The 24054-nt window shown below is 50.2% G+C and carries 21 protein-coding genes; 13 read left to right on the forward strand and 8 right to left on the reverse strand.

Going from position 1 to position 24054, the window contains the following annotated elements; all coding sequences use genetic code 11:
* The 4 genes from F1593_RS29045 to F1593_RS19315 all read left to right on the forward strand — a co-directional run.
* Positions 1-200: hypothetical protein (locus F1593_RS29045; protein ID WP_216368922.1), on the forward strand; the 200-nt coding region annotated here is incomplete at its 5' end.
* Positions 201-641: 441 nt separating this feature from the next.
* The gene (locus tag F1593_RS19305) at positions 642-2000 is read left to right on the forward strand and encodes an ABC transporter substrate-binding protein (RefSeq protein ID WP_149403204.1); all 1359 of its coding nucleotides are present in this window, start codon (positions 642-644) and stop codon (positions 1998-2000) included.
* A gap of 69 nt (positions 2001-2069) precedes the next feature.
* On the forward strand, positions 2070-2999 hold the full coding sequence (locus F1593_RS19310) for a carbohydrate ABC transporter permease (RefSeq protein ID WP_149403205.1): 930 nt from the start codon (positions 2070-2072) through the stop codon (positions 2997-2999).
* Between the two features lie 22 nt (positions 3000-3021).
* Entirely contained in the window at positions 3022-3900 is an 879-nt protein-coding gene (locus F1593_RS19315) for a carbohydrate ABC transporter permease (RefSeq protein ID WP_149403206.1), read from the forward strand.
* Between the two features lie 272 nt (positions 3901-4172).
* Here the strand turns inward: F1593_RS19315 and F1593_RS19320 are convergent, their stop codons facing one another.
* The 3 genes from F1593_RS19320 to F1593_RS19330 all read right to left on the reverse strand — a co-directional run bounded on the left by F1593_RS19320 (position 4173) and on the right by F1593_RS19330 (position 7062).
* Entirely contained in the window at positions 4173-4574 is a 402-nt protein-coding gene (locus F1593_RS19320; RefSeq protein ID WP_149403207.1) for a hypothetical protein, read from the reverse strand.
* A 158-nt stretch (positions 4575-4732) separates the two neighbouring features.
* Positions 4733-6028 (reverse strand): glycosyltransferase family 9 protein, encoded by a 1296-nt coding sequence (locus tag F1593_RS19325; RefSeq protein WP_149403208.1) that lies wholly within the window; start codon positions 6026-6028, stop codon positions 4733-4735.
* A 119-nt stretch (positions 6029-6147) separates the two neighbouring features.
* Positions 6148-7062, reverse strand: a complete 915-nt coding sequence (locus tag F1593_RS19330) for a LysR family transcriptional regulator (protein WP_149403209.1) — start codon at positions 7060-7062, stop codon at positions 6148-6150.
* Between the two features lie 130 nt (positions 7063-7192).
* On the opposite strand from F1593_RS19330, the gene F1593_RS19335 reads away from it, so the two are divergent.
* Positions 7193-8485: an MFS transporter gene (locus tag F1593_RS19335; protein ID WP_149403210.1), complete on the forward strand. Its 1293-nt coding sequence runs from the start codon at positions 7193-7195 to the stop codon at positions 8483-8485.
* Between the two features lie 97 nt (positions 8486-8582).
* On the opposite strand, the gene F1593_RS19340 is transcribed toward F1593_RS19335, so the two are convergent.
* Positions 8583-9194, reverse strand: coding sequence for a superoxide dismutase (locus tag F1593_RS19340; protein WP_149403211.1), 612 nt, complete (start codon positions 9192-9194; stop codon positions 8583-8585).
* A gap of 359 nt (positions 9195-9553) precedes the next feature.
* Here F1593_RS19340 and F1593_RS19345 point away from each other — a divergent pair, with 359 nt between their 5' ends.
* The 4 genes from F1593_RS19345 to F1593_RS19360 all read left to right on the forward strand — a co-directional run bounded on the left by F1593_RS19345 (position 9554) and on the right by F1593_RS19360 (position 14290).
* Complete coding sequence (locus F1593_RS19345; protein WP_149403212.1) at positions 9554-10501, forward strand: DUF8166 family protein; 948 nt, start codon at positions 9554-9556, stop codon at positions 10499-10501.
* Positions 10502-10516: 15 nt separating this feature from the next.
* Positions 10517-12259 (forward strand): ATP-binding protein, encoded by a 1743-nt coding sequence (locus F1593_RS19350; RefSeq protein WP_149403213.1) that lies wholly within the window; start codon positions 10517-10519, stop codon positions 12257-12259.
* A 16-nt stretch (positions 12260-12275) separates the two neighbouring features.
* Positions 12276-12644: a hypothetical protein gene (locus tag F1593_RS19355; RefSeq protein WP_149403214.1), complete on the forward strand. Its 369-nt coding sequence runs from the start codon at positions 12276-12278 to the stop codon at positions 12642-12644.
* Between the two features lie 290 nt (positions 12645-12934).
* Positions 12935-14290, forward strand: a complete 1356-nt coding sequence (locus tag F1593_RS19360; protein ID WP_149403215.1) for a hypothetical protein — start codon at positions 12935-12937, stop codon at positions 14288-14290.
* A gap of 113 nt (positions 14291-14403) precedes the next feature.
* Here F1593_RS19360 and F1593_RS19365 read toward each other — a convergent pair whose 3' ends face one another.
* From F1593_RS19365 to rplU, 4 genes are all read right to left on the reverse strand, one after another.
* Positions 14404-15333, reverse strand: coding sequence for an ABC transporter permease (locus tag F1593_RS19365; RefSeq protein ID WP_149403216.1), 930 nt, complete (start codon positions 15331-15333; stop codon positions 14404-14406).
* A 2-nt stretch (positions 15334-15335) separates the two neighbouring features.
* The gene (locus tag F1593_RS19370; protein WP_149403217.1) at positions 15336-16313 is read right to left on the reverse strand and encodes an ABC transporter ATP-binding protein; all 978 of its coding nucleotides are present in this window, start codon (positions 16311-16313) and stop codon (positions 15336-15338) included.
* 371 nt (positions 16314-16684) lie between these two features.
* On the reverse strand, positions 16685-17002 hold the full coding sequence (gene rpmA / locus F1593_RS19375; RefSeq protein ID WP_149403218.1) for a 50S ribosomal protein L27: 318 nt from the start codon (positions 17000-17002) through the stop codon (positions 16685-16687).
* A gap of 46 nt (positions 17003-17048) precedes the next feature.
* On the reverse strand, positions 17049-17408 hold the full coding sequence (gene rplU, locus F1593_RS19380) for a 50S ribosomal protein L21 (RefSeq protein WP_371873884.1): 360 nt from the start codon (positions 17406-17408) through the stop codon (positions 17049-17051).
* A 512-nt stretch (positions 17409-17920) separates the two neighbouring features.
* Here rplU and F1593_RS19385 point away from each other — a divergent pair.
* The 4 genes from F1593_RS19385 (at position 17921) to F1593_RS19400 (ending at position 23986) form a co-directional block, all read left to right on the forward strand.
* Positions 17921-18958: an aldose 1-epimerase gene (locus tag F1593_RS19385; RefSeq protein WP_149403220.1), complete on the forward strand. Its 1038-nt coding sequence runs from the start codon at positions 17921-17923 to the stop codon at positions 18956-18958.
* A 401-nt stretch (positions 18959-19359) separates the two neighbouring features.
* Positions 19360-20529 (forward strand): MerR family transcriptional regulator, encoded by a 1170-nt coding sequence (locus tag F1593_RS19390; RefSeq protein WP_149403221.1) that lies wholly within the window; start codon positions 19360-19362, stop codon positions 20527-20529.
* Positions 20530-20722: 193 nt separating this feature from the next.
* Entirely contained in the window at positions 20723-21595 is an 873-nt protein-coding gene (locus F1593_RS19395) for a hypothetical protein (protein WP_149403222.1), read from the forward strand.
* 318 nt (positions 21596-21913) lie between these two features.
* Complete coding sequence (locus tag F1593_RS19400; protein WP_149403223.1) at positions 21914-23986, forward strand: serine/threonine-protein kinase; 2073 nt, start codon at positions 21914-21916, stop codon at positions 23984-23986.
* Positions 23987-24054 lie beyond the last annotated feature (68 nt).

A 24054-nucleotide genomic window follows, 5' to 3' on the forward strand; every position in this document is an offset into this window, starting at 1 on the left:
ATTCTAAAAGGCATAAGGAATTTTCTTTCTGGATCTATGTAACGTTTTTTTTATTATGCCAGAAAGAAACTTCCTTTTCTCGTTATTTAAGCGGTATTGCCCTTCACGGGTGGAGGGCCACGACCCTCTCGCACTGGCTTTCCTTCCCGCCTGCTCTGGTGCGGCTTTGGGGCGTGATGGCAATGCCCCTCCACCCGTGAAGGGTGGCATCTACGGATGCATTGGCATTCCACATTCTCCTTATTGAAGCGGTATTGGGGTGCACTCCCTCTTCAGATGGCGGCTGCACCCCGGTGCTGTCAACAAAGAGTGCCTCCTTTTTCTCTGGGTTGTCTTCCTCTTTCCCCTCATTTGTTGGAGTAGGTGGCGCGCCTGTCAGCAGGTGAGCAGCAAGATTCCGCTGAGAGTGGGAATCAAACACTCTCTGACCTCGACTTTGTACATTTTTAGGCTTTTGAGCCTGAGAAAAAGGGTGAGTGCGACGCATTTTCGAGCTCACGTTTTCAAAATTGTACAAAGTCGAGGTGAGGAGTAGACATGAACCTATAAGCAAGTGAACGGCGTGATAGCAGTAGTGAGTGGATAGATTTGGGCACTGCATTTCATAGAAGAAGCAGGATAGTCTTTCCCAGGAGGCTTACATGCTAGCTGAAGAACGCGAAGCGTTGGATGAGATTGTTTCCCGTATCCGCGCAGGCCGTATCACGCGTCGTACTTTTTTAGAGCGGGCACTGGCATTAGGACTGACAGGCAGTAGTGCCGTCTCACTTCTGGAAGCCTGTGGTGGTTCTAGCAATAGTTCAGGTGGCAATGGCGCGTCTATTAATCTTGTCTGGCAGAGCGAGCAGGAATCCACCCAGACCTATCAACATCTCGCGGATCGCTTTAATCAGAGCATTGGTCAGCAGCAAGGGATTCATGTGACATGGCTCCAGGGCCCTGCGAATTCCGATGATATGCTGGCGAAATACAACAATATGTTGCGTGCTCGTGACAGTAGTATCGATGTGCTTTCGATTGATATTGTTTATCCGGCCCAGTTTGCCGATAGTCAATGGATCAAGCCGCTTTCTGAGCGGCGCTGGCCCGCCAGTGAGCGCGCAAAATATCTCACTGCTCCCTTACTGGGTTGTACCTATCAGGGCAAGATCTGGGCGGCCCCACTGCGTACCGACGTTGGATTACTCTATTATCGGACAGATCTGGTTCCCAGACCTCCACAATCCTGGGATGAGTTGACTGCTTCCGCCAGGAACGCGATGGCGAAGACACGCTATGGATATGTCTGGCAGGGGGCGCAATATGAGGGGCTGGTCTGTAATTTCTGTGAAGTCCTCTATGGCTATGGGGGGGCGATCCTGGCAGCCAATAACCCCAGACAGGTGACGGTGAATTCGTCTGAGGGTAGAGCCGCGCTGACGAAGATGGTAAGTTGGGTTGGGTCAATATCACCAGCAGCGGTGACATCGTATCTAGAAGATTCTTCTCGCCAGGTCTGGCAAAATGGTAGTGCAGCCTACATGCGCAACTGGCCCTATGCCTATGCAATGAGTAAAGATGCCGCGCAATCCCAAGTCGATAATAGATTTGCGATTCACAGCATACCTTATGGGGGCACCAATACCGTTGGACACTCCGCGATTGGTGGCTGGAATCTCGCTATCAATGCCTTCTCACAGCGGCAGGAACAGGCATGGCAATTTATCCACTACATGTTGCAGCCTCCAGCCCAGAAAACGCTGGCGCTCACGGCAGGATTAGCCGTTACCTTGCTCAGCACCTATGACGATCCAGAAGTCTTACAGAAAGGACCGTTATTTGCACTGTTAAAGCCAGTGCTACAACAGGCATTACCTCGGCCCGTCTCGCCACGCTATAGCAACGTCTCAGATGCCATCCAGCGCCATGTCTATCAGGCACTCAAGCAGCAAAGTCGCCCCTCCGACGCCTTACGTGGCCTGGAGGATGAATTAAAGCAAATCAACAGCACTATCGAATAAGGATGCTGTCTTTTATGGCAATCCGCATAGTTCGTCACAAGTATCATCCGTAGAAGGGAAGAGTGTGTTATGGCAACGCAGGTCGTCCGCCAGATCCATAAAAGCGCGCAGACGCCATCTCATTCATGGCGTGACCGCTTACCCGGGCAGGGTCAATGGACTCCCTATCTCTTTGTTTTGCCTACTTTGATCCTGATCCTTGTCATCGCGATTTATCCCATGTTAGACTCGATACATATCAGCCTGTTGAACAATCCATTGATTGCTCATCCCAGATTTGTTGGCTTGCGCAATTATGGACGGATCCTGATAGATCCTGTCTTTCAATTGGCGTTCAAAACCACGCTTATCTTTGCGGTTTGTAGTGTTGTATTGGAAACCATCTTTGGCCTGGGTATCGCGTTACTGATCAATCAGACCTTTCCTGGACGTGGTTTAGTGCGCACCGTCATCCTGGTTCCCTGGGCCTTTCCGACCGTCGTCTCCGCGCAGATGTGGCTCTTGATGTATAACGATCAGACTGGTGTGATCACCTATCTACTCCAGATGTTCCATCTGCTCGGTCCTGGTACGACCCTCCTGGGTACCAGCGCAGGTGTCATCTTTGCCTCTGTGATCACGGATGTATGGAAGACGACCCCCTTTATGGCACTTCTAATCCTGGCTGGCCTGCAAGTCATTCCTACTGAGATGTATGAAGCCTCGGACGTAGATGGTACCACACGCTGGCAACGTTTTTTTTATATCACTTTGCCACTACTCAAGCGACCGTTGATGATTGCCCTGCTTTTCCGGGCGCTAGATGCGATTCGCGTCTTTGATCTGTTCTATGTCTTTGGCTTGCGTTCTGTGCCATCGCTGGCCTCTTACGCCAACTTAAAAATGTTCGCTGGAACAGCCTATGACTTTGCGCCCGGTGTCGCCGTCGCGGTGATTGTCTTTCTGATTGGTATCGTCGTGAGCCTGTTACTGGTTCCTATGATGCGCGATAATACCTGAGATAGGATCAAGGAGAAGTGCCATGCATATAGCTAAACAAGTGACACTGAATACCTATCGGCAGCGTGCCAGGAGTCGCAAATGGGTGATGATTGCGCGCTATGTCGCCGTCTTCTGCATTGTTGCCGTGGCGCTGTTACCACTCTATTGGACCTGGATTACCTCGATTAAAAATGGGATTGAGATCAACGCCGCGCCGCCAACACTGCTACCGCATGTCTGGGTGTTGGATAACTACATCCTGGTCTTTCAGTCCTCTTTCTTCTTGCCAACATTGCGCAATAGCACAATTATCGCTGTGCTGACAACCCTTTTATCCCTCCTGTTTGGGACATTATGCGCTTATGCACTGGCACGTATGAAGTTTGTTGGACAGTCAACCATCTTGTCTTTGATCCTCTCTGTCAACATGTTTCCCTTTATTGCGATGATTGGTCCTTTGTTTGTCTTCTTCACAGGGCCGATCTATCTCTACAATACCTATCTTGCGCTGATCATCCCAGATTTGATCCTGACGCTGCCGCTTACCATCTGGTTTCTGACCTCCTTCTTTAAGGATCTCCCGCCGGACCTGGAAGAGTCGGCGCGAGTGGATGGGGCTTCGCGCCTTTATGTCTTGTGGAAGATTATCCTGCCACTGACCGCGCCGGGCGTCTTCGCAGCGGCGATTCTCTCCTTCATTGCCGTCTGGAACGATTTCCTCTTTGGATTAAACCTGACCAGCGATGAGCGTGCACAGCCGGTGACGGTAGGTATTACCCGCTTTAATTCAGAGCATGTAATCGCTTATGGGCAACTGGCTGCGGCAGCGATTATTGTCACCATCCCACTGGTGATACTGGTATTACTCTTCCAGCGCCGTATCGTTTCAGGCTTAACCGCAGGTGCGGTAAAAGGTTAGAGCAGAACCGGCATCTCAAAGCTTTTGGGCATGCAAAGAAAAGTTATCCACAATTTTAGGTACTTATCCACACTTATCCACATCAAATGTGGATAAGTGTGGATAAGTCAATAGCTTTTGCAATAAGTACTATCTCCAGGAGCATAGAGCTGAAAACTTGCGCACCATATAGCAAGAAATAGCTGTCTATCCTCGGGGAAAGGTTTTTGGATGCCGGGTGGAAGCAGTGCAGCGGCGCACCCGGCAGAACGTATAGATATGACTATCTTTTTTTACCGACGTGTTTTCGATGGATTGCGATAATAATCCTGCACCTGGCGATGAGCCATTGTGGCTGGCCCCACATTTTCTTTCGTGGAGCGTACATAGCTCAAAAAGCTCTGCGGCGTCGGTTTCGGCTCTGGCAATATGATTGAAATGGGCTTTATATCAAGGGAGTCGTTTTCAGGAAAATCAAATGCCAGCGTGGGCTGTGCCGGAAGAGGCGTGGTGGCTGCTGTATTGAGATGCTTACCACAATAGGCACAAAATAGAGCATCATACGGAATTTGTTTACTACAGGAGGAACAGCTACGTGTTTGTGTCCAATGTTGTGCTTCATATCGGGTTCTGGCAATTTCATAGAAGAGACGGGCCATAGAACATTTTATGCGTTGTATTAGTGTCGAAAACATAACCCCAACCTTTCTCACTTCAACTTCCATACGACACACTAGTGATAGCTATAGTTTAGATTGATCGACGCAAGTATGTCAATCAGTTTTACCCGCTTTTTCATCAAAATTATATTAATAAATCCTTACTATATTCATGCATATGCATATTATATTTACTAGCTCTGGTTGGTAGGCAGGTAAGGAAGCATGGCTTGAAAAATTTGTTGAGGTTCAATCATGTCGATAATGTCGGTCTTTCCCCAGGTCACGGCTGCGACTAGCTGCTGATAGCTGTAGGGATTAGGCTCGAGGGTGACGCCATGATGCCAGGGGGTCGAGGACCAGATGTCACGTGCATAGATCGTGCCTGGCAAGAAGGGAACGAAGGTAGGAATATGCAATGCACCCGCGATATGTCCGGGTCCGGTATCATTTGATAGCGCAAGATGGGCATGGCTGGTCAGAATTGCAAGATCGCGTAATGATTGTGTTCTTTTGATCATGACACGTGCGTTTTGCCCGCTGCCCGTGAAATCCTGTAGCCATTCAACCATATCGGCCTGTTTAAAGCCGTCAGGGAGATCGGTATCGGGACCGCAAGGTAGGAGAAAGAGCAAGGATTGTTGTGGTAGCTGCTGAGCGAAATAGTCGCAGATAAGTTGCATTACCTCATCCCAGCGCTCATAGCATTTTGCCAGGACCACTGATTGAAAGAAACAGGCCACCTGAAATGCTCGAGTATCGATATTCCAGTCGCGTATCAATTCCTGGTAGCGTTGTTCATCCTGCTCTGAAAGGAGAAGCTGAGGCTGAATCGTGGCGGTTAATTTCGTTGCAAACAGGGTGCTGATAAAGGCCGCGTAGCGCTCTTCTGCGCCGCGCTGAGCATAGTTACGAACGCCCACACGAAAGAGATTTTCCAGAATTGCCACTGCACGTCCTGGTTCGTGCTCTGTGGTGGGTGCATCCTCTGCCAGTGCCAGATACGGCATTCCATCGTGTGCTCCATGAAAGTTGAGGACCAGCAGGCATTCCTGCTCTTGAGTGGATGTCTTTGCCGGGTGGATGCTCGTCAGGTCTGTAAGATCCTGGGGCGGTTGTGCACAGGGTTGGATAGTAATCTCAGGCCAGTATTGTTGCTGATAATTGTCTTGCTGAAAGAGGTCTGCTGAGTTCTGATCAACCAGGATTTGGACTGGAGTACCTTCTTTTTGTAAAAGGCGCAGTGCCTCCAGTGTACCCGTCAATAAAGCGGTTGCAACGACACACTCACCCAGGCGGCCAGCCTTGCCTCCCAACAGGATAGTGACGCTCGTTGCCTGCTGTAGCAGCTCTTTCTGCTGTTGCAGAAGCGCCTGCGCCTCAGCAGATAATGTATAGGTTTCATCTTCTGCCAGATCGCAGAGGAATGACAAATCGTAGGTGTGTATGCTGACGTTTGGCCCTATCGGCGCATCGTCCCGGGTACTCAACTGACATCTCTTTCTTCAACTAGACAGGCGTTTTCCTATCGCATTAGTGTAGCAAAGGGAACAAAGTAGCGTCAAGCGCTATCGAATTGCCTGCATGTATACGCTACTACGCTACTGCTTTATTTTTCATTTCTCGCTGGATGAATACACATAGTGCCAGCTTGATCGGCTAATGTCGTGACAAATGCGTTGGTTGCAGTGTGTGCTAACTGGTTACGGGCGAGGCGGACAAGCGCACATTCCAGGTAGCTAGCTGGAATATCCCGCACCTGAAGTTCTACCACATGTCCAGCAGCCAGATCCCTGGCAATCACTGTGCGTGCGATAAATGCCGCTCCCACTCCCTGCCGTAGGAGTTCGCAGGCCGTTTGCGCTGGTAATTCCATGGTGCGTTCGGGATGGGGATAAATGCGGGCGAGAATGTCATGTAAGATAAAGCTATGATGCACAATAAGGAGTGGCCTGGCGAGAAGATGGATATCTTCAGCGGTTACCGTTTGCTGTTGTGTCAGGGGATGTCCGGGAGGCGCAACAAAGACCAGTGGCTCACGGAAGCGCACTATTTCAGTCAGATCAGGATTAAGAAAAGGCCAGCTTATCAATCCCAGTTTGACGACCCCATCGTAGAGCATGTGCTCGATTTGATTGCTATGACCTGTGCGAACGAAGATTTCTACCTCTGGATGGCTGCGATGGAAATTGGCGATGGTTGCGGCTAAAAAGCCAGTACTATATGATTCGATAGTGCCTATGGTGATACGCCCGCGTTGACCCTCCTGCGTGAGTTGCGCGACCTCTCTTCCTTCATGGAGTACTTCTAACGCCCGTCTGGCATAGGGAAGGAAGCTTTCACCACGTTCAGTGAGTGTCACCTTGCGACCACCACGGACGAATAATGGTCCACCTATCTCTTCTTCTAGCGCCTGAATGCGGGTACTCATGGTAGGTTGGGACAGATTCAGTGTCCGCGCCGCCCGGCTAAAGCTTCCCTCACGCACCACCTGTTCAAAGGTAATCAGTTGCTCAGTATCCATAAGCGTGTTCACCTGTCGTATCAAAAAAATGAATAGCAAGTATAAGCAATATAGGATTGTATGATAGCACCAACTCTTCTACACTGGTTCTATATTAATCTATGAATGTGGAATGGAGTGCGCTGTTCTGATGGGATTTTTAAAAGTGTTAGCGCGTCCCAGGATCGCAATACTCTGGGTGAGCCAGGTATTATCTGCGATGGGTGATTATTTATATAGTCTGGCTGTAATCTGGATTGCAGTAAAGGCGGTGGGCAGTGAGGCCAGTGTGGTTGCAGCGGCTCAGGCCAGTTCACAACTGGTCTTTGGCCTGCTTGGTGGTGTCTATGCTGACCGCTGGGATCGACGTAAGGTTATGGTGCTGGTGGATATTGTGCGTGCCGGAGCGGTGGCTTTATTGGCGCTCCTGGCAACATTGGGCATGTTACAATTCTGGGAGCTTGTTGCAGGTGCTGTGGTTATTGGTAGCCTGGGATCGCTGTTTGATCCTGCCTTACAGGCCAGTCTGCCCGCCCTGGCTGGTGATGCGCGGACGTTGCAAGCCACCAATGGGTTGATGGATATTACCAGCCGGGTTGCGCGTGCCCTGGGTCCCAGCATGGCCGGTCTATTGATATTATTCTTGCCCTTATCCCAATTTTTTACGCTTGACGCTATCAGCTTTGTCATTTCTGCCCTGGCAATCCTTTCGTTAGGACGGCATATTGTCTGGAAAGCCCAATCGTCATTGCAAAAGCAGGTCGGCCTACGAGGGATCTGGTATGAGATCAGCGGTGCCGTGCGCTTAGTCGGACAGCACAAGCTGCTGGCCTGGACTTTGCTGCTCAATGGTCTTATGAATCTGGCCTGGAGCGCAGGCTTTTTAATTGGTGTGCCCTTGCTTGCAGATCGTGTACTGAAAGGGAATATTGGTGTATATGGCTTGATCGTCGGAGCTTATGGTGTTGGTAATGTCATCAGCAATCTGATATTGGGAAGCATTGCCTTACAGAGACGTGGTGTCATGATCTTTTGTGGCAAAATCATCGTTGGCCTTGGTTTTATCATAATTGCCTGTGCCCATTCGCCAGCTATCGCCATAATTGGATCAGCATTGGCAGCGCTTGGAGGGCCAATGGGAGATATTACCATGCTCAATATCATGCAAATTGACCTGCCTTTATCCTCGCTGGGCAAGGTCTACAGCTTACGCATGATGCTGGCAAATATTGGATCTTCGCTGGGCCTTTTTCTAGCCTTTCCCTTATTTGCACATGTCTCTATCATGTTCGGCATTTTGCTCTGCGCTTTTACCATGATAGCTCTTGGCCTTGTAGGTTTTATGCGTTTTGGCTTTCAAGATCCACCTAGCGTTTCCACCCCTGCTGAGCAAGGTATCGTCACGTTAATCCATGATCCAATTGATGCACAATCAAAAAAGTAAGGATCATGCTTATATAAAATGATAATAAGAGATTAAAAAGGAACCGGCCTCTCCACATGGGAGGAAGCCGGTTCCTGGTTTTTGTGGGCTGTCGAGATTAGTGTTTGGCAGCCGCGTAGCGCTGAGCAACAATGTCCCAGTTGACAACGTTCCACCAGGCAGCCAGATAGTCAACGCGCTTATTCTGATATTTCAGATAGTAAGCATGTTCCCAGACGTCGTTGCCGAGCAGGGGAATGTTGCCATCGATCAGAGGGCTATCCTGATTGGCGGTCGAGGTGACAGCCAGATTGCCGTTTTTATCGAGAACGAGCCAGGCCCAGCCAGAACCGAAGCGTTTGGCACCGGCATCATTGAAGGTATCTTTGAAGGCGCTGAAAGAGCCGAATTTGGCGTTGATCGCATTTGCCAGTTCGCCGGTAGGCTCTTTACTGCCACCAGGGGTCATGGACTCCCAGAAAGCGGTGTGGTTGATATGACCACCTCCGTTGTTGCGCACAACGGTCCGTTTGGCCTCGGGTACTTCATTGAGGCGGCGGATCACTTCTTCGATGGGCAGGCTAGCGAATGCTGTGCCTTCTACAGCACCATTTAAATTGCTTACATAGGTGGCATGGTGTTTATCATGGTGCAGTTGCATGGTTTGTGTATCGATATAGGGCTCTAATGCATCATAAGCGTAGGGCAGTTTTGGAAGCTCAAAAGCCATAAAACATCTCTCCTTACTCAAATATAATTAGGAGGTTGATCCCTCCTAGTTTGACGTTGAGGGCTCAAACCGCTCCGTTTGGCGTTTGTCGAATGAGCGCGCTTGAGCGGATATAATCCACATGTTTAGTTGTATGCGATGGAGCGGGCTGTTGTCAAGCCGATGCGCAATCTCGCAAGAAAAATGCAGGCAAAATCCTTTTTGAGCTTCACCGCATAGTGATTTCTATAGTAGTATACGTATGTGGTGAAACGAACGAGGACAGACGCGAACTCTTTTTGCTTCTCATATCCACATCCTTCCTTTTTTTCTTTTCCGTACCATAGGGCGAGAAAAGGAATGCTAGAGAAGATAAGCATGTGTGGACCACAGAGGTACCACTGGAGATGCCGTTAACGCCAACTGGTCAATGTCTGTGCTATAATGCCGCCAAACCATTTGTTCTAATCATCGTTTGTCTGGGGCATAGTGCGAACTTTTATCCGTTTGCTGCTAATGGTCAGAGGCACGTGATGTTGCGTGATATGTACTGGATGCAGCGTCTGGTTGTTGGCAGGGACATATGCAGTGGAAGCATTTTATGTGGCTCCCCGAGAGGTTTGGAAATGAAAATCGGGAAAATCGTCAAGTCAGATTCCCATATTAATTATGTCTGTCAGGTCTTTGGCCCGCGTGAGGCTGATGTCCAACCCGCGCCTGCGGACTATGCCTTCGGGCGTTTTGTGCGTATCGCTGTGCGTAGTGAGCATGGGGATGATCCAGATGCTTTATTTGGTGAGGCACTGGGTCAGAGTCAGGAACCAGTGACCTATGCGGTTGGTATCATTTACGACACTATTCTACAAAATCCTGCTTTTGGTTCTCTGGGGCCTCGTCTCTCCAATGAGATGCAGGTGGAATTATTCTCTCCCGACTATATCTCTGAGAAGGCTGTGCTGACCTATATTATGGTGTTGGGCATGTTGGAGCAGCGTACCCTGTTTGGACGTGAGCCCGAGGTCTTGTCTGTGATGCATGGTGTCCCTTTGCTCTCACTCGAATTGGATAGCGTGATTGAGACGATGGATGATGCTGAGGTATGTGCCTTTCACCTGTTTCGCGATCCTGCCGGTGGCCCCAACAGTCAAGATCCCTATTTGCATATGGGATATATTCCGCATATTATCGCGCAGCGCAGTAGCCTGTTGCCTATGGTGACGCTGCGTATTATTGATCAACTAGAGCGCCTGTTTCCAGAGAATGTCGCATTACTTTCCATTGTCAAGCGCAATTTTGCCTGGCGGCTCAAAGTTGAAACAACGGGTTAGTGGAGGGCCCCAGAGATGTTTGATTTTACACAGCCAGCGGCTCCCGTTCAATCCGCGTTGCGTCGACCTGTCGGCATCACCAAAGGGCCGGGCGAGGAGACGCATGAATATACCTTTGTCTCGCGTGATGATGAGCAGGTGCTTAAGAACGGCGAATATGTTTACTATGAATTGGTTGATCCCGATGTAAGTAGTGACACTGGAGCAGCCAATCGCGTCCCCATGCGACGCGTCCTGGGACGTATCATCAAACGCCTCCCGCTGCAACTCTATCCCGATACCTTTCTTGGCGAGCCAGAGATTCCGCCCGCACAGGTTGCGGCGATGGTTGGCTACAACTCGCTCACCAATGAGCTATTCGAGTTGCATGTTGCGATTATGGGCTACTATGATGCTGTGACCGGCTCGTTTATCAATCCCTGGATACCTCCTCAATCGGGCAAGCAAATTTATCTGGCGGATAATGTGATGCTAGAAGGCATTCTAAGCCGCAAGAAAGACCACGATCCCGGCTCTGCGACGATTGGTTCACTCCTGACGCGCGCGCCCGGTGCGGTGCCGATAGTCCTCTCTGTGAAGGATCTGGTGAGCACTCATCTGGCGATTATTGCCAGTACCGGCGCTGGTAAAAGTTATCTGGCGAGCGTTGTGATTGAAGAACTCATGAAGGCCCAGAATAAAGCCTGTGTGCTTATTGTTGATCCACATGGCGAATATAGTACGCTGGATCAGATCGCAAACTTTCCGCAGTTCTCAGAGGACGGGGATGGCACGGGCAGTGGCTACCGTGCTCAGGTACAGATCTATAAGCCGGATCAGGTGAAAGTGCGTATCTCGACGCTCAATATGGGAGATATGCGTCAACTCTTGCCAGAGATGACGGAGAAGCAACAATATCTCTTAAGCCGTGCCCTGCGCAAGGTCCATGAGACTAAACGCAGTCATCCCTGGGGTGTGGCGGATCTGAAGCAGGCTCTGAAAACCGTTGCGCGCCAGAAGAGTGATGAGGATAGTGAAGGGGCCGACGATTCAAGTACTGTGCATGCACTGACATGGCGTATCGAGCAGCGCTTTGAGCATAGCTTCACCTTCGATGACACGCAACATCTGGATTTGCCTGAAATCTTCCGACCCGGTCAATGTACTGTTTTGCAGCTCAATGAGATCGACGAACGCGATCAGCAAGTCATTGTCGCTACCCTCTTACGGCGCTTAAATCAGGCGCGTATGGATACTGAACGTGGCAAAGTTCATTCCGGTGAATCGTATCTCCCCTATCCTGTCTTTGTCCTATTGGAAGAGGCCCACCACTTCGCGCCGGGCGGCACTGAAGTGGTATCGACAAGCATTCTCAAGCAAGTCCTGGCTGAAGGACGAAAGTTCGGTATTGGGGTTGGCCTGATCAGCCAGCGTCCCGGTAAACTGGATGCTGATGTATTGAGTCAATGTCAGACGCAGTGTATTATGCGTATCGTCAATGAGCTTGACCAGAAGAGTGTAGGAGCCGCGATTGAAGGTGTTGGCCGTGATCTACTAGGGAACCTGCCAGCCCTTTCCAAAGGACAGGTCATCGTCGCAGGAGCCGCTGTCAACACTCCTGTTATCTGTCGCGTGCGTACCCGTTATACGCAGCATGGAGGAGAAAGCAAAGACGCACCGGATCTCTGGCAACAATACTTCAGGTCTGAAACGCAGGAGAGCCGCCGTCGCACGGATGCCCCGCTCAACGGCAACAAAGGCTTCAATCTTATGAGGTAGGTAAGTTGTTTTTATTATGAAGAAACGCTTCTCATTATTGCATTTATTCGTGATCGCCCCGGTTGCCTGGGGCGGTCTATTCTATTTCACCTATTATGTTCGCCCCTCCTCGACCCTTCCTCTGCTGACATTCTTCGTCCTGCTTGCCCTGGCGCTTTTAACTATCTTTGTTCCCAGTGCCTACCTCCTCGGGCAACGCCTCCTCTTCACACGGCGATACCAGGCCACCGGTCAGCAGGCCTTCCGACAGGGCAGCCTGCTTACCCTGATCATCATCCTTAATCTTATCCTGAGAGCACTGCATAGCTGGAGTGTGCTCACCGCCCTTATTATTCTCATTGCCGCCATCATCGCAGAAATTATCTCCCTGGCCCGCAAAGCGTAGTCGCCGCTGAGAGATATGAAGCGGATGGTAGAAAAGTACTAAAATCGTGGCTTGAATATCTATCCCTATTTGTCGGTATGTTATTATTTATTTGCATGTATCAATATTAGTCATTATGTCGCAAAAATATTTTTATCGGTTCATGGTGGTGTACTGTGGCTGTTTTCTAGCACAGAACTGTGCGTAACGATCTGCATATAGGATGGGTAGAGTTGTTGCGTTGTTCTGTCTTCTCCGCATGGATGCGTACCAAATAATCAGGATTATCCTGAATGGAAGAGAGTACCATTATGCAGAGATTAAAGCGGTCGCGCGTATCGCATGTTCGGTTGTCATCTCATCATACTAGAGGCTCACGGCGTTTTTCGCCCTTTGTCTATCTGGGTTCTCTATGCTCACTCATTCTGCTGGTAGGAGCAGGCATCTACCTGTTCATTCAACCCACCCTCGGTTCTCATGCACAGGGAAACAAGGCTAAAGCTGTGAATGGAGCTTGTACGCTGATCGTGCCGCCCAATCCCCTGACTGCTCAAGGATTGGCGACTCCTTATCGCCTGGTTGCGACTGATCGTGGTCAGGGAGCCTGCCGCGAATCGAATATCAAGCAACAAGCCTTTGTGCAGGGTGCTATTTTTGATCCTCAGACCAACCAGATCTCTATTTATAATCCTCTTGTCATCGACAAAGGGGATCAGCCTGCTATCGCGCCGGTAGTGCCAAATCTGCCACAAAACGCGATTGTGGGCCTCTGGTTTGGTTTTAACGGTACCGATCTCACCCTGGCAGGTTCTTACCAGAACTTGCAGGTGAGTAATTGTGTTAATGGATTACGCGGCTCAGATTTTGGACAGGTTGCTTTTTGTAACGCCACCGCCTTCTATAAGGCCGCCAATCAGGCAATCCAGGCTGGCAAGCTGGTAGTGCCAGCATTGGGCACCGGCAACGATGGCATGACCTGTCCCAGTGTACGTGACTTTAGCCTGATCGACCAGGATCAGAGCGATAATGTCAATAGCGATTATCTGCTTGACCGTCAGACGGGTCGTCTGGCGCAGCATACCGCTGCCAATACGGCGCTCTTGCCGCAAGCGACCGTCGTCACCAACGGCAGTGATAACCGCCTGCTAGCGGTTGCCCTGGATAATGCGCTGGGCTGCAAGCCCTGGACCGCTCCTGATCTGGCTGATGCTGGTCACTCTGTTACCGCGCAACCGTTGGACGAATTGCAGGCCGCCGCTCATCAGGCTGCTCCAATGGCTCTGGTTCCCAACAATGATCCTATGGTCGTGGTGAATGGGAAGGCTGATCTAAGCAAGCTCAATCTCTATCGAGCTAGCGTGAATCAGGCGCAGGTTGCCAGTCGTGCTGATGCCAGTACGGCGACCTATTGTCAGAACCTCTTGAATACCGCCCCGCAGCGCATTTTTGCGGATCGTGCCTATACCCAATTGCAACCTTCCGCGGATGTGATGTTGGCTAACAATCTTTTCACCTTTCTGGCCCAGCGCTTCAACACCAGTTGGGGGGCCAATGGTCTGAACTGCCAGCACATTCTGGGCATCAAGAGCCCGATCAAGCTTAGCACCGATGGAGCTATCACTGTGGATGCCAGTCTGCGCACAGCCAGTCATACACAGGGTAACTAATTACTTGTAACTCCTGGCGTATGCCAGATAACGCACAGAGGCCTGCGAGAACTCTTCACGAGAACTCAGCAGGCCTCTGTGCGTTATCTGGCATACGCCAGGAGTAAGAATGGTTATTCTTTGATATCGCGGAATTTTGTGAGCAGAATGGATGCTGCCAGGAAGATGGCTCCGTAGACTGCCGCTACCCATAGCGTATGGGAACCGTCAACCTCTACCAGCGGCTTGAAGAGGATCGCTGTGACATGGAGCGAGGCGGGCAAAATCGCGCCAGCCATGCGGTTCAAGTTCGGGCCCAGGAAGTAGGCAGTCGCATCCAGCCAGAAATTATTCTTGGAGAGCTCATAACCCAGACCAAAGAATTGTGATCCAATATTATCAACCGGGAACCAGGCCAGGCCCAGAGCCAGTCCAATCGTGAGTGAGCGTCCCAGCACGCTGGCTGCTGTCCCCAGCAGGATCGTGACAAGCATACTGACCAGGATTGTGCTCAGGGAGACGAGCGTGTCGGACCAGAATTGTGGGGTTAGCGAATTCAACGCGTTCAGATTACCCGTACCTATAATGAGTACAACACCCATCATGATGACGTTGAGGATGAGCGCGACGATGAGTACCAGGACGGCCACAATCGCAATCGTGGTAACTTTGGCAGCCAGCAATTGCAGCTTACCCACACCACGCGAAATCAACACGCGGATTGTACCCATCTGATATTCCAGGCCAATCACATAGGCCGTCAAGATCAGGAGATAGAGTCCGATGAAGGCGCGAGTAAAGCCCAATCCATTCTCAGAATACCCATAGAGAGCATGGAGTGGATCGGTCGTCAGATAGTCCTTCAGGCCCGAACGGAGCGTTTGCAAGAACATACAGGCCGCGATAAAGAGCAAGGTGATCACCAGGGGAATCCAGGTGGACCAGCGGCGCGACAATTTGAGTAGTTCACCGCGCACCAGGCCGAAAAAGCTGGGGGTAGAGGCGCGAAGCTGTGCACGCTCCTCTGCGCTGGTGACAAGCTTGGAATTTGCGATAGTGCTCATATTTATTCTCCAGCCTCGCTATTGGTCAATTCCAGGAATATCTTTTCCAGATCCTTGGTGGTAGGCGTCAAGGCATCAGGCGCAAAGCCTGCCTGTACCAGGAAAAGATTGAGGTCACGGCCCTTGCCGGTGGGTGTCAGCGTGACCAGAGCACCCTTATCATTTACATAGGCATTGCGGCCCCAGGGCTGTTCCTTGACGATCTGTAACGCGCTCTGCGCATTCTCAAGCTGGACGTTAAACTGGCCTTCGCCCTGTAACAACTCATCAATAGTTGTTTCACGGATCAGAGAGCCACGTGCGATAATCGCAATACGCGTACAGATCAGTCGGATCTCACTGAGTAAGTGGCTGGAGATCAAGACGGTCTTGCCTTCAGCGGATAGCTGGTGCATCAGATCGCGCATCTCAACAATACCGGCGGGATCAAGACCGTTGGCTGGCTCGTCCAGAATTACCACGTCTGGATCTTGCAGGAGCGAGATCGCGATACCCAGGCGCTGTTTCATACCCAGAGAGTAGGTTTTGACCTTATCCTTCTGCCGACTGGTCAGGCCTACCAGTTCCAAAATCTCATCGATACGATATTTGGAGACCCCACCGAGTGAGTCACCAATGGCGCGTAGATTGTCACGGCCAGACATATAGAGATAGAGCGCGGGCGTCTCAATCAAGGCACCGACGCGCGGCAGGACCTGCGCACGATGCTGTTTGAGTTCCTTGCCCAGAATCTGGATCTCGCCTGTGGTAGGCGTAATCAAGCCCAGGACCATGCGGATTGTCGTAGTCTTACCGGCGCCGTTGGGGCCTAGAAAGCCAAAGATATCGCCTTTATGTAATTCAAGATTCAGATTATTCACCGCCATACGCTGCCCATATTGTTTGCTGAGGTTATGGATGCTCAGCACCACCTCGCTGGAGCGTTGGGAAGTTATCTGTGAATCTTGTGTGTCTGGCACAGTTGTCGGTCCATACACCATGAGTTCTTCCTTCCTTGGTTGGTTGGTTGGTTGTAATGTGCAAGATTAAAAAGTATAAATTGTTGAATACAGCTATCAGAATGCAAATCATAATAATGATAAAGGTATATGTTCCAATACTGTATGTGTTTTCTTTTTGAAGTATAACCCTTTTTTGTCACATATTTATGACAAACTGTCGCAAACCTGTCGCAAATTCGGATAAGATGCTGATTTTCTTATATACATTAATGCCTCGGCTTGATGAGAGGACACTATGGAGTGCGTAAAAGGTAATGTGAGATGCAAAAAGAAAAAAACCAGCCACTTCAGCAGTGAAGACTGCAAAGCGGCTGGTCTGTGATCAGTGTTTTTGAGATAGCCCGATCAGGCTACTCAGCAACAAGGGCTGCTTCCTGAGCTGCGAGCAGCTCGGCAATCGATGGGCGATCTGGAAACTCGCTGACAATGTTGACTAATTTGCGTTCGCGGGTGGCATGACCAAATTTGACATAGCCATCGGTTAATGCGAACAGGGTGTGGTCGCGGCCAACGCCGACATTGACACCCGGGCGAATCTTGGTTCCGCGCTGACGTACGATAATGCTGCCAGCTGTCACTAACTGACCATCATAGCGCTTGACGCCAAGCATCTTAGGTTTGCTATCTCGACCGTTACGAGAGCTACCCATACCTTTTTTGTGAGCCATGTTTTTTTCCTTCCGTTACGTTATCGGTAGTACGCCGTCTGGCTGTTTACTTTGCTTTCTCAACCAGGCTTTTACCATCTGAGACAATATCGTCAATGCGCAGAACTGTCAGTTCCTGGCGATGGCCACGGCGATGGCGATAGCGCTTTTTGGATTTATATTTGAAGACGATCAATTTCTCGCCGCGAGTGTGACTCTCAGCTGTTGCCACAACCTCGGCCTTTTCCACGTATGGGGCACCCACGAAGGTGTCGCTACCATTCACGACGAGGAGAACCTCACCGATACGGATTTGCTCGCCTTCTTCAGCTACAAGACGGTTTACTTCGAGCTTCTCGCCTACGGAAACCTTGTATTGCCGTCCACCATTTTTGATAATTGCAAACATGTGTTTGTTTCTCCTAATAAATGTGCCCTACGCATAAATCCAGGGGGATACGCCGGAGGCATGGGTGGTGCGCCATCCTTAACAGTTCCCTGGTCCTGGATGCTGTTTCTTTGACTTTCTCAAATGATTTGTCTGGCCGAAGCTGACATGCTGGCATAGCGATTTAAACACTTTTACCCATTCAGCGTAGGGGGCTGACCCCACACAAGAAGCTTTTGTGGGGCTCTTGAGGGGAAGTTACTAGCTCTTTTTTGACATGGTGATGCCACCTATCATTTGCGTCGTCTTATGATAGCAATGATTACAATCTCTGTCAAGCTTCATGTTGTCTTTTTTGCCGCCTTTGGCGGCGGGTAAAAGAAAATAAAAAGGATTTTTCAGGGACGCCCCGAACCCCGGCAAGGGGAATGCGTTCCCCTTACAACTCCTTCACTCCTGTAAGCGTTGTCAGGCGCGCCAGTGCTTTGTCTGGGGTGGTAAGATAAAGATGTTTTAGCGGTTAACCAAAAAATGAGCATGAGGTTTTTAGTATGGCATTAGAACATCCACAGAGTCCTTTTTCAGCGGAGATTCGACAGGATGCTGAGCTTGGATCAACCGTTTTGTCTTTATCTTATCAGGATGCACAGGATGCATCCCGTAATCTGAACGCAGAGATCGCTCCTGATCTGGGGAGTAATCTGTTTCGTTTGCGCGCTGGCGAGCATGATATTATCTATCGGGATCTCGCTTTGCTGAAGCAGATGGGCTTTACTGGCGATTTTGTGTTGTGGCCTTTCCCCAATCGTGTGCGCGATAAGCGTTATTCGTACCAGGGGAAGGAGTATTCACTGGCTGCTGTGAAGCGTCCTACGCCTGATACTGTCCTGATTCATGGTCTGGTTTTTGATCGTGCCTGGCAATATGAGCAGCCAGTGGTGACGGCAACTTCCGCCAGCGTGACCACGTTTGTGGATGTTACTGCTGCCGATGATCATTGGTATGAGGCTTATCCTTTTGAGAGCCGCCTCTCGTTGACCTATACATTGACGGCGGAGGGCGTACAGATTACGTATCAGGTACGAAATACTGGCACCCAGAGCTTGCCATTTGGCTTTGCACTCCATCCCTATTTCTCGACGCTCTCAAACAAGCAGGAGACATATATTAGCCTGCCCGCAAAAGCGGTGATGGAGGCGGATTCTTTATTGCTGCCGACTGGTCGTGTGCTGGATGTGTCGGGTATTATGTATGCAATGTTTGATTTGCGACAGCCTGTTGCTGTCAGCAATTTGAAATTAGATCATGTGTATACACAGCTCGAACCGGGTGCCCCTGTTGTGGTTGATTATCGTGGGCGCGGTATACAGCTTCATATCACGTCTACTGACGATTTCACACATGCGGTAATCTATTCAGCGACTGCGCAAGATCCTTTCTTCTGCATTGAACATCAGACCTGCTCCACCGATGCGATTAATCTGGCTATCCAGGGCGAGGAGCGCCAACAGATGGCTCATTTATTGGAAGTCCAGCCCGGCTCCAGCGCAACCGGCTCTCTCTATTATAAGCTCACCTTCCAGCAATAGATTGCTCCAAGATTCGCGTTGGACTGTTATGGCGTATATGGCCTGTTACTTGTATACACTGTAACAGTCTGGCTACAGAAAATAGCTGTGTTCTTGTCCTCTCTCCAATCCTGCTGACCGATGCTACTGGATACCACAGTCCTCTTCTTTGCTCTGTAGCGGCTTCCTGGCTTGATCTGAAGGCTTCGTTTTTGCCATACCTCGCTCGTTCTATCCACTATCTTTTCTGTAAGCGTCTCTGTACAGGATGAAAATAGCTGTAACAAATCCTATGCAAACTCTAGACTTGCACATATCTGATGTGTTATGGTATAGCGCAACGGGTAAGTTTGTATGCGCGCTGGAATTGCTGATAAATGCCGTGTTGACCAAAAATGAGGCCGGGCTAATCGGAGTAATAGATGATATCTAATGAGGGGTCGATAGAGTGGCCCAATCTGGAACAATATTCGGATCAACCTATCTTCAATACAAAAGCAGCGGTACAGTTAACAGGAGTGTTGGCGCCAACGCTACGCGCCTGGGAACGGCGCTATGCCCTGTTTACTCCCCAGCGGGCAGATAATGCATACCGCCTCTATTCGGAGCGCAATGTCGCTTTAATTCGCTGGCTCAAAGAGCGTGTGGATAATGGTGTTTCAATCAGCCATGCCGTGGCCCTCTTTCGTCATCTTGAGGAGCAAAAGCCACGGGCAGATACGGTCGATGTTTATTTTGATATTCCTCAGAATAGCCCGGCTGCATTTCAGGTCGCATTTAATTCTCCCATTCCCGATCCCGCGCACATTACAGTGAATGAGGATAGCGAAGGCGGGCTGGCGGTAAGCGTGAGTCGAAACATGGTCCATGAAACAGCTTCCTATCGGTATCCAGCAATAGGCTCTTCTTATCCAACCTCCTATAATATGCAGACGACACGGGAGCAATTGATTGAGGTCTTCCAGGATATGAACGAGCTTGAGGCTCACGTCTTGATGGGTAATATGTTCTCCCTCTATCCTGTTGAGCAGGTATGTGGCGAATTGATTGTGCCAACACTCTGGGATATTGGTCGTCTCTGGGCGAAGGGTCAGTTGACTGTCTCAGTAGAACACTTTGCGAGTAACTTTTTCCGCGCTTTACTGACCAATATGTTTCACGTGACACGTGGTCCTGGCTATGGGCCACTGGTCCTGGCTTGCTGTGCTCCTGGCGAACCACACGAACTATCTATTTTGATGTTAGCGCTCATCTTGCGCCGTCATGGTGTGCGTGTAGCCTATCTGGGACAGAGTATTGAAACGGCTGACTTATTACGTACAATCAAAAAAGTACGCCCGGCAATGGTCTGTATTTCGCTGACACTTCCATCCTACATCGCTGATGTAATGAGGCTAGCCAAACAGGTTCATACCCTTCCCGAGCCTGTACGACCGGTCCTGGTATTTGGTGGACAGGCCTTCCTACAAATTCCCCATCCCGATATCCTTATTCCCGAAGGCGTCTATATCAATGGCGATTTGTCACACATTATCGATTCTTTACAGTCCATTATGCATGAAGTGGCCGAAAAAAGGACAGCCCAGCCATAATTCTGTCTGTTTGTAATCTGGCTCTGTGCTCCAGTCTCCCATTCTCATCGCAAGCGTAGCAGCCAGGAGCGTGTGTCTATTTCTATTTGCTATCTACGATCTATAATCTGTCGGCGTGTATAGGTGTAATGAGTTCTGGACGTATGGCGTAGGTTTCTGTGGATGTATTCATATAGTATGGGAGCGAGTTTTTGTGCGTCTAAGAAGTACATTATATTCAAGAGACACAGCTTTTTTTCCTCGCTATGGTCTGCTGGCGCTATTTGTTTGTTTGATGGCTTGGACAGGTGCCTGGTTGCACATTGAACCGCTTGGTCGCTATATGTTTTTTCCACTCTGGCTAGGTTATATCTTTTTCATGGATGCGCTGGTATTTTCGCGCCATGGTACCTCGCTATTGAGGCGTATGCGCTGGCGTTATCCTTTTCTCTTTCTCGTTTCCAGTCTGTTCTGGTGGTTTTTTGAGGGTATGAATAATGCCGTTCAGAACTGGCACTATGTACTCGATCAAGCCTATAATCCGCTGGTCTACGTGCTCCTGGCGAGCATAAGCTTTAGTACAGTACTACCTGCCGTTTTGGAGACCACTGAATTCTTCTGTACCTTCCTATGCTGGCAACCACGCCTGCTCGCCCATGATGCTGGTCCGCGCCTCCCAGTACCCATGCTGGTTGGATTAGAATTGATCGGCCTTGCGTGCTTTATTCTGCCCCTGGCCTTTCCAGGGTATTGTTTTGCGTTGATCTGGTTGAGTCTGATTTTTATGCTTGATCCAATCAATAATTTTATGGGGCGCAAGTCGACACTGGCGCATATTGCAGTTGGCGACTGGCGCTTTTTTGTCTTGCCACTCGGTGGGTTGACCTGTGGTTTCTTCTGGGAGATGTGGAACTACTTCTCGCTGCCCAAGTGGTACTATACCGTCCCCTATATTGGTTTCTGGAAAATCTTTGAGATGCCTCTGCTTGGCTATGTGGGCTATCTTCCCTTTTCGCTTGAACTCTTTGCCCTCTATCAATGTGTCCTTTGGATGATCGCTCGCAAACGCGATTTCCTGGTTATTTAAACGCCTGAAAGATCATTTCTCACATCTCCTCAACCTGTGAAGAACAGGCAGATGATTTGCTATGGCCTGCAAAAAGGCATAGGTGCTGCATGCCCCCCTTGACAATATTCTTGCATTTGTACTACTGTACAGGTGTATCATTCAGTTTACACAAATATTTATGCGTGGAGTCAGATGGTGGTACGCGCCTGCTTGCTAGCGATTCAATCGCCGGGCAACGATGATAATATCAAGGATGTCGTGCAAGGGTACAGGGTGTTCTCCGACCGCGTGGAGCGGTGCTTCTGACAGTACAATACTGGTTAGTCAGGAAAGTTCATGGCGCTTTCTTCTCCATTGTTTTGCGATCATTGCGGAGCAGCGAATCGTCTGCAGGCTCAATTTTGCCGAGTTTGTGGGCAGTCGTTGCTAATTTCTGTTACCAATGTCACTGTAACAAGTCCGACGCTGACCGGTTTCTTGACGCCACAGGCAATGCTCAAGCAACGCTATCTGATCTTAGAGCAGGCGGGCCGTGGAGGTTTTGGTGCGGTCTATAAGGCCTCGGATCTCTCCTTTGGGAATCGTCTGGTGGCGATCAAGGAGATGAGCCAGAGTACGCTGAGTGAGCAAGAATTGAGTGAGGCGACCGCATCCTTTAATAATGAAGCGCTCCTGTTAGCCAGTCTGACACATCCCAATCTGCCACGCATCTATGAGCAATTTACGGAAAATGGGCGTTCCTATCTGGTCATGGATTTTATTGATGGTGAAACCCTGGAACATCGTCTGGAACATTTACAGGGAGCGAAACTGCCGCTTGATAAGATTCTGGACTGGATGTTACAACTCTGCTCGGTATTAGAGTATTTGCATTCGCGCCAGCCACCGATCATTTTTCGGGATCTCAAGCCAGCCAACATTATGTTTACCCCGGCGGGCCATGTCTATCTGATCGATTTTGGCATTGCTCGTCTCTTCACGCCCGGCAAAGAGAAGGATACGACGGCGCTGGGCTCCTATGGCTATGCGCCGCCCGAACAATACGGCAAATCTCAGACTACCACGCGGGCCGATATCTATAGTCTGGGCGCGACATTGCATCAACTACTCAGCGGCGAAGATCCATCCGAAACTCCCTTTCAATTTTCTTCGCTACATCTTTCTGATCCTCGTTTGCGCGGCCTGGATACGCTGGTGATGAGTATGGTCAACGTTGATATTGCCCGGCGTCCAGCGACAATTACGCTGGTAAAGCAAGAACTCCAGCGTATCGCATTGGAGTATACGATGGGGCAGACATTGCCACGTCTGAGCGGACATACTACCGTGCCACAACTGGTCTCTCCAACACTGGCGCCGCTCCCACCGAAAACTGATAACACCGCCATTGCTGCTGTTCAGCCTGATCAGTCATCCACGACAACTCAGACGAAGCGCCCGGCTAAACGCGCTGAACCGCCTAGAGTCTATCCTCAGGCCAACATGCTCTTTGTCTGCCTGGGTCATGCCAGTCGTGTCACCTCGGTTGCGTGGTCGCCCGACGGTAAATATCTCGCTTCAGCCAGTTATGATAAAACCGTCAAGGTCTGGGATGCGGCAAACGGCAAGCATATCGCCACCTACAAAGGCCATCTTGCCCGTATTAACCATGTACGCTGGTCACCGGATAGCAAAATCCTGGCGTCGGCCAGTGACGATCATACTGTCCATCTCTGGGAACCACTGGCGAACCGTACCGAGTATATCTTTAAGCAACATCAGGCAGCGGTACATACTGTCGAGTGGTCGCCCGATGGTAGCCTGCTTGCATCGGGGGGGAAAGATTCCCTGGTCTTGATCTGGCAAGGATTAAATAGCGAGCATGGTGTGAGCACCACCTATCGTGAGCACTCCGATGCGATCCACACCGTTGCCTGGTCGCCTGATGGACAATTGATCGCATCTGGTGGAAAGGAACACCATATCAAAATCTGGGAACCCATTCGTACCCAGCCCAAACGCACCTTCTTCAGCGTCCTCTTTCCGCACGCCAGCAAAGAAAAGATCCTGGGTGGCTACGAGGGCCAGATTAGCGCGCTCGCCTGGTCGCCTGATGGACATCGCCTCGCCTCAAGCTCCACCGACTATCAGGTCCGTATTCGGGGTCTCCATGCAGGTTATCTATCGACAACCCTCAAAATAGACAGGTCCGCCTATAAAAACACGCTCGCCTGGTCACCATCGGGCCAGCACCTTGCCATAGGTGGCAATGACAAACTGGTCCATCTCTGGAGCATCGGAAAACTCAAGGAAACCTATATCTATCACGGCCACAGCGGCTACGTCATGGACATCGCCTGGTCTCCCAATGGGAGTTGCATCGCCTCCACCGGCGTTGACCGCAGCATCCAGATCTGGCAAACTCAGTAATCCCACTCTTCCTCTTCTCTCCCCACCAACGCAGAGCATTGGAAAACCGTGCCCGGTGCTTGAAAAGA

It is taken from the genome of Dictyobacter arantiisoli (assembly GCF_008326305.1).
GTDB classification, from domain to species: Bacteria; Chloroflexota; Ktedonobacteria; order Ktedonobacterales; family Ktedonobacteraceae; genus Dictyobacter; species Dictyobacter arantiisoli.

What these genes read in the sequence shown, in the direction of transcription:
- F1593_RS19310 (WP_149403205.1), top strand. Translation starts at nt 2,070, where the DNA reads ATGGCAACGCAGGTCGTCCGCCAGATCCATAAAAGCGCGCAGACGCCA.
- F1593_RS19350 (WP_149403213.1), top strand. Translation starts at nt 10,517, where the DNA reads ATGTTTGATTTTACACAGCCAGCGGCTCCCGTTCAATCCGCGTTGCGT.
- F1593_RS19360 (WP_149403215.1), top strand. Translation starts at nt 12,935, where the DNA reads ATGCAGAGATTAAAGCGGTCGCGCGTATCGCATGTTCGGTTGTCATCT.
- F1593_RS19335 (WP_149403210.1), top strand. Translation starts at nt 7,193, where the DNA reads ATGGGATTTTTAAAAGTGTTAGCGCGTCCCAGGATCGCAATACTCTGG.
- F1593_RS19390 (WP_149403221.1), top strand. Translation starts at nt 19,360, where the DNA reads ATGATATCTAATGAGGGGTCGATAGAGTGGCCCAATCTGGAACAATAT.
- F1593_RS19330 (WP_149403209.1), bottom strand. Translation starts at nt 7,062, where the DNA reads ATGGATACTGAGCAACTGATTACCTTTGAACAGGTGGTGCGTGAGGGA.
- F1593_RS19365 (WP_149403216.1), bottom strand. Translation starts at nt 15,333, where the DNA reads ATGAGCACTATCGCAAATTCCAAGCTTGTCACCAGCGCAGAGGAGCGT.
- F1593_RS19370 (WP_149403217.1), bottom strand. Translation starts at nt 16,313, where the DNA reads ATGGTGTATGGACCGACAACTGTGCCAGACACACAAGATTCACAGATA.
- F1593_RS19355 (WP_149403214.1), top strand. Translation starts at nt 12,276, where the DNA reads ATGAAGAAACGCTTCTCATTATTGCATTTATTCGTGATCGCCCCGGTT.
- F1593_RS19320 (WP_149403207.1), bottom strand. Translation starts at nt 4,574, where the DNA reads ATGTTTTCGACACTAATACAACGCATAAAATGTTCTATGGCCCGTCTC.
- F1593_RS19305 (WP_149403204.1), top strand. Translation starts at nt 642, where the DNA reads ATGCTAGCTGAAGAACGCGAAGCGTTGGATGAGATTGTTTCCCGTATC.
- F1593_RS19385 (WP_149403220.1), top strand. Translation starts at nt 17,921, where the DNA reads ATGGCATTAGAACATCCACAGAGTCCTTTTTCAGCGGAGATTCGACAG.
- F1593_RS19315 (WP_149403206.1), top strand. Translation starts at nt 3,022, where the DNA reads ATGCATATAGCTAAACAAGTGACACTGAATACCTATCGGCAGCGTGCC.
- F1593_RS19400 (WP_149403223.1), top strand. Translation starts at nt 21,914, where the DNA reads ATGGCGCTTTCTTCTCCATTGTTTTGCGATCATTGCGGAGCAGCGAAT.
- F1593_RS19340 (WP_149403211.1), bottom strand. Translation starts at nt 9,194, where the DNA reads ATGGCTTTTGAGCTTCCAAAACTGCCCTACGCTTATGATGCATTAGAG.
- rpmA (WP_149403218.1), bottom strand. Translation starts at nt 17,002, where the DNA reads ATGGCTCACAAAAAAGGTATGGGTAGCTCTCGTAACGGTCGAGATAGC.